Annotated in this window: 1 pseudogene; it reads right to left on the bottom strand. The window is 73.8% G+C overall.

The annotated features are described in order from the left end of the window. Positions 1 to 192 (bottom strand): annotated as a pseudogene (locus tag AX685_RS04395) (DUF6118 family protein); the annotation flags it as partial. Between the last annotated feature and the right edge of the window lie 18 nt (positions 193 to 210).

The raw sequence follows: 210 nt of genomic DNA, 5'->3' as shown, positions 1-210 counted from the left end.
GTCGAGCGTCCGCGCCGCCATGCGCTCGGGCCATTGCCAGCTCGCCGGCGCGATCTCGCGCGCGACGAGGCCCGGCACGATCGCCCATGCGAGGATGCCGGCCGCCACCCCGCCCAGGGCGAACCATAGCTGCCGGTTTCTCTGGTCGGCGCGTGTCCATGCGGACCCGGCGATGGCGCGAAGCTCGGCCATGACGCGGGCCTTGTCCTC

This window comes from Sphingomonas sp. CCH9-F2, assembly GCF_001556735.1.
Taxonomy (GTDB): Bacteria; Pseudomonadota; Alphaproteobacteria; order Sphingomonadales; family Sphingomonadaceae; genus Sphingomonas; species Sphingomonas ginsenosidimutans.
Note: the sequence above shows the minus strand (reverse complement) of the source record. Positions and strands in the feature narration are given on the sequence as shown.